We start from the raw sequence: 6,404 nt of genomic DNA, 5'->3' as shown, positions 1-6,404 counted from the left end.
GCTGGCGGCGGCCGAGGTCGAGGAGATCTTCGACCACCCCGTGCGGGTGCTCGACGGCGGCACCCAGGCCTGGGCCGACACCGGCCGACGCCTGGACACCGGCCTGGTCCGCGCCGCCTCCGATCCGGAGGACGTCTACAAGCGTCCGTACGAGGGCACCGACAACGCCGCCGAGGCGATGCAGGCCTATCTGGACTGGGAATTCGGCCTGGTCGACCAGCTGGCCCGCGACGGCTCGCACGGCTTCTTCGTGATTTGAGGCCAAGCCCTATGCCTTCCAAGACCTCCCTCAAGCTCTATTTCGCCCCCGGATCCTCGGCCTTCGCGCCACTGATCGCGCTGGAGGAGCTGGGCGTCGCCTACGACGTCCACCCCATCGACCTGGCCGTCGGCGAGCAGCGCCAGCCGGCCTATCTGAAGGTCAATCCGCGCGGCCGGGTGCCGACCCTGGCGGTTGACGGCGAGCCGGTCACCGAGGTGCTGGCCATCCTGACCTATCTGGCCCACGCCCATCCGCACAGCGCGCTGCTGCCCCTGGCCGATCCGCTGAAGCTGGCCCACGCCTACGAGGTGATGAGCTGGTTCGCCAGCACGGTGCACGTGGCTTTCTCGCAGATCGCCCGGCCCGAGCGCTTCGCCGACGACGACGGGATCAAGGCGGCCTTGGTCACCCCGGGCGAGGCCCGTTTCCACCGCACCCTGGCCGACATCGAGCGCCTGGCCCAGCAACCCGGCCCCTGGCTGCTGGGCGAGGACTTCAGCGCCGTCGACGCTTACGCCCTGGTCATCTGGCGCTGGGCCGAGCGCCGCCAGATCGACACCTCCGCCTATCCGGCCTGGAGCGCCAAGGCCGCCCGCGCCCTGGCGCGCCCGTCGGTCCGGCGCGCCCTTCGCAAGGAAGCGTCCCCCAAGGTCGCCGCCTGATGAGACAGCCTGATCAAACCCTTGAGAAAGCCTCGCTTTTCTAGCCCCGCCTCATCTCTAGATTTCTCCCAAACCCAAGATCGGAGCCTTCCCATGCCCGTCGAATTCATCGGCATCATCGGCACCCAGCATCAGTCCGAGATTCACCCGGCCCAGGGCCCGGCGATCGATCGCGACTATGTCGAACGGATCGCCATCGCCCACGACGAGGGCGGCTTCGATCGCGCCCTGGTCGCCTTCGGCTCGACCTCGCCGGAAAGCCAGCTGGTCGTCGCCCACGCCGCGTCGGTGACCAAGCGCCTGAACTTCATGATCGCCCACCGTCCAGGCTTCACCGCCCCGACCGTCGCGGCGCGCCAACTGGCCACGTTGGACCAGTTCACCGGCGGCCGGGTGGCCGTGCACATCATCACCGGCGGCTCGGACGATGAGCTGGCCAAGGACGGCGACCACCTGACCAAGGACGAGCGCTACGCCCGCACCAGCGAGTATCTCGACATCGTCCGCCAGGAATGGACCAGCGAAAAGCCGTTCGATTACAAGGGCGACTACTACAACGTCGTCCAGGCGTTCGGCGGGGTGAAGCCTCACCAGAAGCCGCAGATCCCGGTCTATTTCGGCGGCTCGTCCGACGCCGCCATCCCGGTGGCCGGCAAGCACGCCGACATCTTCGCCCTGTGGGGCGAGACCCAGGCCCAGGTCGCCGAGACCATCGCCCGGGTCCGCCACGCCGCCGCCAAGCACGGCCGCCAGGTCAAGTTTTCGCTATCGCTGCGCCCGGTGATCGCCGAGACCGAGGAAGCCGCCTGGGCCAAGGCCGACGACATCGCCGCCCAGGCCAAGGCCCTGCGCGAAAAGGCCGGCCTGCCGACCTCGGGGCATACGCCTCCGAACGCCGGATCGCAGCGTCTGCTCGACGCCGCCAAGCAAGGCTCGCGCCTGGACAAGCGCCTGTGGACCGGCGTCGCCGCCGTCACCGGCGCGGCGGGCAACTCCACCGGCCTGGTCGGCACGCCGCTGCAGGTGGCCGAAGCCCTGCTCGACTACTATGACCTGGGCGTCACGACCTTCCTGATCCGCGGCTTCGACCCGCTGAACGACGCGGTCGCCTACGGCCGCGACCTGATCCCCCTGGTCCGCGAGTTGGTCGCCCAGCGCGACGCCAACCCGGCCGCCGCGGCGGGCTAGGTCCATGGCCTTCGACGTTGATCCGCGCTGGCTGGGCGACACCGCCTGGCCAGCCGCCGCCTGGCCCGTAGACGCGTCATCCGGCGCGGAGCCGCCCTACGCCCCGCACACTCCGCCGGGCGATCCGCCGATCGCGCCGGAGGCCTTCAAGGAGGCCCTGGCGCGGCTGGCCAGCGGCGTGGCGATCATCTCGTGCTGGGACCATTCAGGCCAGGACGGGGCCGCGCCGCGGGGCCTGCTGGTCAGCTCGATCACCGGCCTGTCGGTCGATCCGCCCCGGTTCCTGTTCTGCGTCCGCAAGGAAGCGTCCTGCCACGACGTGCTGGCCCGGGCGGACCGATGCGGCGTGGCGATCCTGGCGGAGCATGACGAGGCCGAAGCCCTGCGGTTTTCGACGTCGAGCCTCAGCCACGAGCGCTTCGATCCTGGAAGCTGGCGGCTGCAGACCGACGCGCCGCCGAGTTACCGGGGCGGCCTTTCGACCGCCGCCTGCGAGATCGACCAGCGGATCGACACGGGAACTCACACCGTGTTCATCGTCACGGCATCCACCGTGAACCTGGCGCCCGGCCTTCCGTTGGTCGCTCACGACCGGTCGTTTCAACGCCTCGCGTCCTGACGGCGAAGCGCGATCTCGACCGGGCGCCCTAGAGCACCTCGAACAGACCCGCCGCGCCCATGCCGCCGCCAACGCACATGGTGACGACTACATGGCGCGCGCCTCGGCGCTTGCCCTCCAGCAGGGCGTGGCCGACCATCCTGGCCCCGGACATGCCGTAGGGATGGCCGATCGAGATCGCGCCGCCGTTGACGTTCAGGCGCTCGTCGGGAAGGCCCAAGCGGTCGCGGCAGTAGAGCACCTGACAGGCGAAGGCTTCGTTCAGCTCCCACAGCCCGATGTCGTCCACGCCCAGGCCGAAACGCTCCAGCAGACGCGGCACGGCGAACACCGGGCCTATGCCCATTTCGTCCGGTCGGGTCCCGGCCACGGCCATGCCGACATAGCGGCCCAGCGGCGTCAGGCCGCGTCGCGCCGCCATCCCCGCCTCCATCACCACGCAAGCCGAGGCGCCGTCCGACAGCTGGCTGGCGTTGCCGGCCGTCACCGTGCCGTCCGGCAAGGCAGGCTTTAGCGCCGCCAGCCCTTCGAGGGTGGTTTCGGGACGCGCGCCCTCGTCGCGCGTGACCGTGACATCCAGGAAGCAGACCTGCTGGCTGGCCTTGTCGATCGTCCTCATGGTCGCGGCCATGGGCGCGATCTCGGTGTCGAACCGGCCGGCGGCCTGGGCGGCGGCCGTGCGTCGCTGGGACTGCAGCGCATAGGCGTCACAGGCCTCGCGCGAGATCCCGTACCGCGCCGCGACGATCTCGGCGGTCTCCAGCATCGGCATGTAGGCGTCGGGATAGCGGGCCGCGAGCGCCGGATCGCGGTCGGCGCGAAGGTCGGCCGTCTGGACCATCGAGATCGACTCGACGCCGCCGGCCACGACGATGTCCATGCGGTCGACGATCACCTGCTTGGCGGCCGTGGCGATGGTCATCAGGCCCGACGAGCATTGGCGGTCCAGCGTCATGCCCGGAACGGTGACCGGAAAGCCGGCCCGCAGCGCGGCCATGCGGCCGATGGTGTGCTGCACGCCCTGAGGCAGGGAGCAGCCCAGCAGGCAGTCGTCGATCTCGTCCGGCGCGATCCCCGCCCGCTCGACGGCGGCGTTCAGCGCATGGGCCGCCAGGGTCGGCGACGGGGTGTCGTTGAAGGCGCCGCGATAGGCGCGCCCGATCGGCGTACGGGCCGTCGAGACGATGACCGCGTCGCGCATCGTCATGACCGCACCGCCGCCACCGGCGAAACCATGCCGGCGCTGGCCAGCTCGCGCTCGGCCTGGGTGAAGCCGTAGGCGGGCACGATCTCGCCGGTCCGATCGGCGATCTCGTCCCAGAGCCGCACGACGCCGTCGCCGGCTTCGTCGCCCGCGCCGACATAGCGCCCAGGGGTCAGGGTGACATTGGCCACCGCGAAGTGGCCGGCGCCGGCGCAGAGGATCGCCCGGGTCGGGGCGTCGTCGCCGACCAGGGCCAGCAGGCCGGGGCTGACCAGGGACGGGTCCAGGCGCTCGAGGCTGTCGTCGGACAGCACGCCGTGGGTCATGCCCGTGGCCGCCGTCGGCGCCAGGCAGTTGACCCGGATGCCGTACTTCTCGCCCTCGATCGCCAGGGTCTGCATCAGGCCGACCAGGGCCATCTTGGCGGCGCCGTAGTTGGCTTGGCCGAAATTGCCGTAGAGGCCAGACGAGGAGGTGGTCATGACCACCCGCCCATGGCGCTGCTCGCGCATGATCTCCCAGACCGCCTTGGTGCAGATCGCCGCGCCCATCAGGTGCACGTCGATCACGCGCCGGAAGTCCTCCAGGTCCATCTTGACGAAGCTCTTGTCGCGCAGGATGCCGGCGTTGTTGACCAGGATGTCGATCCGCCCCCAGCGCTCCATCGTCTGGCGAACCATGGCGTTCACGGCCGCTTCGTCCGAGACGGAGCCGACAGCCGCCATGGCCTCATGCCCCGCCTGCACGATCTCGGCGGCGACACGGTCGGCGGCGTCCTGGGCCATGTCGTTGACGACGATCCGGGCGCCGCGACGCGCGAGAAACAGGGCGTGGGCGCGGCCAAGTCCGCCGCCCGCGCCGGTGACGATCGCAACGCGTCCAGTGAGCGACATCAGGTTTCCCCTCTTGCTTTCGGTCGCCGCAGCAGCTGCTTCATAAGCTCACTGGCTAGCGAGTTAATGTGTGAGACATGCCGCCTTTCGCCGCGAGCCTCGGTATGGACGTCAGATCTGGGCTTGAGGCGCGCCGCGTCCGCAGACGTTGAGGAAGCCCGCCGCCATGAACGACGCCATGCGCTCCTTCACCGCCATGAAGTCGTCGGACCGGCACGCGCCGCCCGACAGCTTGTCGATGCGGCCCGTCCGCGCCAGGGTCAGCATCAGAGCCCCGGTCACGAAGTGATAGCCCCAGAAGATGTCGGCCTCGCTGCAGCCCGGCAGCGCCTTCCGCAGGATGGCGATCAGGCGAAGCACGACGGGATCGAAGTGTTCGTCCATCAGCTCCGCGCCCCACTCCGGCGCGTTGGCGACCTGGGCGCCCAGGGCGGCATAGTTCTTCCAGCCCTCGCCGCCGTCGATATAGAGGTCCAGGTCGGTGTCCAGGAACGCCCGCAGCGCCCCCTCGACCGTCGGCTTGTCGCCGGTCGCGACCTCGTACTCCTCGAGCGCCTTCATCCGGCGTTCGCTGGTGATCACCGCGCGGCGCGCGAAGACCGCGTCGAACAGCTTCCGCTTGTCCTCGAAATAGTAGTTCAGCAGCGTGTGGTGGACCCCGACCCGCTTGGCCACGTCCTTCAGCGTCACGCCATAGAGCCCGTGCTTGGAGAACAGATATTCGGCCGCGTCGAGAATCTGCTCCATCGTCTCGGCGCGCTGCTCCGCCTTGGTGGAGCGCTGCCGGGGTTTCACGTCTTCGGACACTAGGCTTCTTTCCGTCTCAAGCTTGGGCGATATCAAACGGGGGTGAGCCACTATCCGCCCCCGAATTCGGATCTCAGTCTCATCTTGTCGATCTTGCCGGTTGACGCCAGAGGCATGTGCGGCAGGCGGACGATCGCGTCGGGAATCCACCAGGGCGCCACGCGGCCGTGCAGGCCCGCCAGCAGCGTCTCGTCGCTGACCGGTTCGCCTTCGCGCATCTCGACCAGCAGGATCGGGCGCTCGCCCCACTTGGCGTCGACCCGTCCGATGACGGCGGCCAGGGAGACCTCGGGCAACGCCCCGACCACCGCCTCGATCTCGGCCGGATTGATCCATTCCCCGCCGGACTTGATCAGGTCCTTGGCCCGGCCGGTGATGAACAGGTTTCCGTCCGCGTCGATCCGCGCCAGGTCGCCGGTCGCGAACCAGCCGTCGGCGTCCGTCGCCGGCTGCTCGTGACCGAAGTAGCGCTCGATCACCGCCGCCCCGCGCACGCGCAGGTGGCCTTCGACATCCCTCTGGTCGGGCAAGGCCCGCCCGTCGGCGTCGGTGAGCAGCAGGTCGACCCCGATCGCTGGACGACCAGACGCGGCCGCGGAGCGTGACGGATCGGCCGGCGTCACCGTGCCGGAGGGCGACAACTCGGTCATGCCCCAGCTGGTTTGCACCATCACGCCCAGACGGCTCTCGATCCGCTCCATCAGGGCGGGCGCGAGCGGCGCGCCGCCCATGATGATGCGCTTGAGCGTCGGCAGGTCTTGGCCGGTGG

The 6,404-nt window shown here is 69.7% G+C and carries 8 protein-coding genes; 4 read left to right on the top strand and 4 right to left on the bottom strand.

Features of this window, described 5'->3' with window-relative positions; translation table 11 throughout:
* The 4 genes from AC1DZ6_RS16605 to AC1DZ6_RS16590 form a co-directional block, all read left to right on the top strand.
* Positions 1-259, top strand: a 259-nt coding sequence (locus AC1DZ6_RS16605) for a rhodanese-like domain-containing protein (RefSeq protein ID WP_477098250.1), incomplete at its 5' end; no start/stop codon positions are given.
* 11 nt (positions 260-270) lie between these two features.
* Positions 271-924, top strand: a complete 654-nt coding sequence (locus tag AC1DZ6_RS16600) for a glutathione S-transferase family protein (protein ID WP_477098249.1) — start codon at positions 271-273, stop codon at positions 922-924.
* A gap of 93 nt (positions 925-1,017) precedes the next feature.
* Positions 1,018-2,112: an LLM class flavin-dependent oxidoreductase gene (locus tag AC1DZ6_RS16595; RefSeq protein WP_477098248.1), complete on the top strand. Its 1,095-nt coding sequence runs from the start codon at positions 1,018-1,020 to the stop codon at positions 2,110-2,112.
* A gap of 4 nt (positions 2,113-2,116) precedes the next feature.
* On the top strand, positions 2,117-2,731 hold the full coding sequence (locus AC1DZ6_RS16590) for a flavin reductase family protein (RefSeq protein ID WP_477098247.1): 615 nt from the start codon (positions 2,117-2,119) through the stop codon (positions 2,729-2,731).
* 28 nt (positions 2,732-2,759) lie between these two features.
* On the opposite strand, the gene AC1DZ6_RS16585 is transcribed toward AC1DZ6_RS16590, so the two are convergent.
* From AC1DZ6_RS16585 to AC1DZ6_RS16570, 4 genes are all read right to left on the bottom strand, one after another.
* Positions 2,760-3,932 (bottom strand): acetyl-CoA C-acyltransferase, encoded by a 1,173-nt coding sequence (locus AC1DZ6_RS16585; RefSeq protein WP_477098251.1) that lies wholly within the window; start codon positions 3,930-3,932, stop codon positions 2,760-2,762.
* A 2-nt stretch (positions 3,933-3,934) separates the two neighbouring features.
* Positions 3,935-4,828, bottom strand: coding sequence for an SDR family NAD(P)-dependent oxidoreductase (locus AC1DZ6_RS16580; protein ID WP_477098246.1), 894 nt, complete (start codon positions 4,826-4,828; stop codon positions 3,935-3,937).
* 111 nt (positions 4,829-4,939) lie between these two features.
* Positions 4,940-5,635 carry a TetR/AcrR family transcriptional regulator gene (locus tag AC1DZ6_RS16575; protein ID WP_477098245.1) on the bottom strand — a complete coding sequence of 232 codons (696 nt, stop codon included), beginning with the start codon at positions 5,633-5,635 and terminating at the stop codon, positions 4,940-4,942.
* Positions 5,636-5,685: 50 nt separating this feature from the next.
* Positions 5,686-6,404: class I adenylate-forming enzyme family protein (locus AC1DZ6_RS16570; RefSeq protein WP_477098244.1), on the bottom strand; the 719-nt coding region annotated here is incomplete at its 5' end.

It is taken from the genome of Caulobacter sp. P1_B12_2 (genome assembly GCF_056406675.1).
This window is presented reverse-complemented; position numbering and strand designations above follow the sequence as displayed.

Excerpts from the sequence above, each read along its gene's own strand:
- AC1DZ6_RS16590 (WP_477098247.1), top strand. The coding sequence starts at position 2,117 with ATGGCCTTCGACGTTGATCCGCGCTGGCTGGGCGACACCGCCTGGCCA.
- AC1DZ6_RS16595 (WP_477098248.1), top strand. The coding sequence starts at position 1,018 with ATGCCCGTCGAATTCATCGGCATCATCGGCACCCAGCATCAGTCCGAG.
- AC1DZ6_RS16585 (WP_477098251.1), bottom strand. The coding sequence starts at position 3,932 with ATGCGCGACGCGGTCATCGTCTCGACGGCCCGTACGCCGATCGGGCGC.
- AC1DZ6_RS16600 (WP_477098249.1), top strand. The coding sequence starts at position 271 with ATGCCTTCCAAGACCTCCCTCAAGCTCTATTTCGCCCCCGGATCCTCG.
- AC1DZ6_RS16580 (WP_477098246.1), bottom strand. The coding sequence starts at position 4,828 with ATGTCGCTCACTGGACGCGTTGCGATCGTCACCGGCGCGGGCGGCGGA.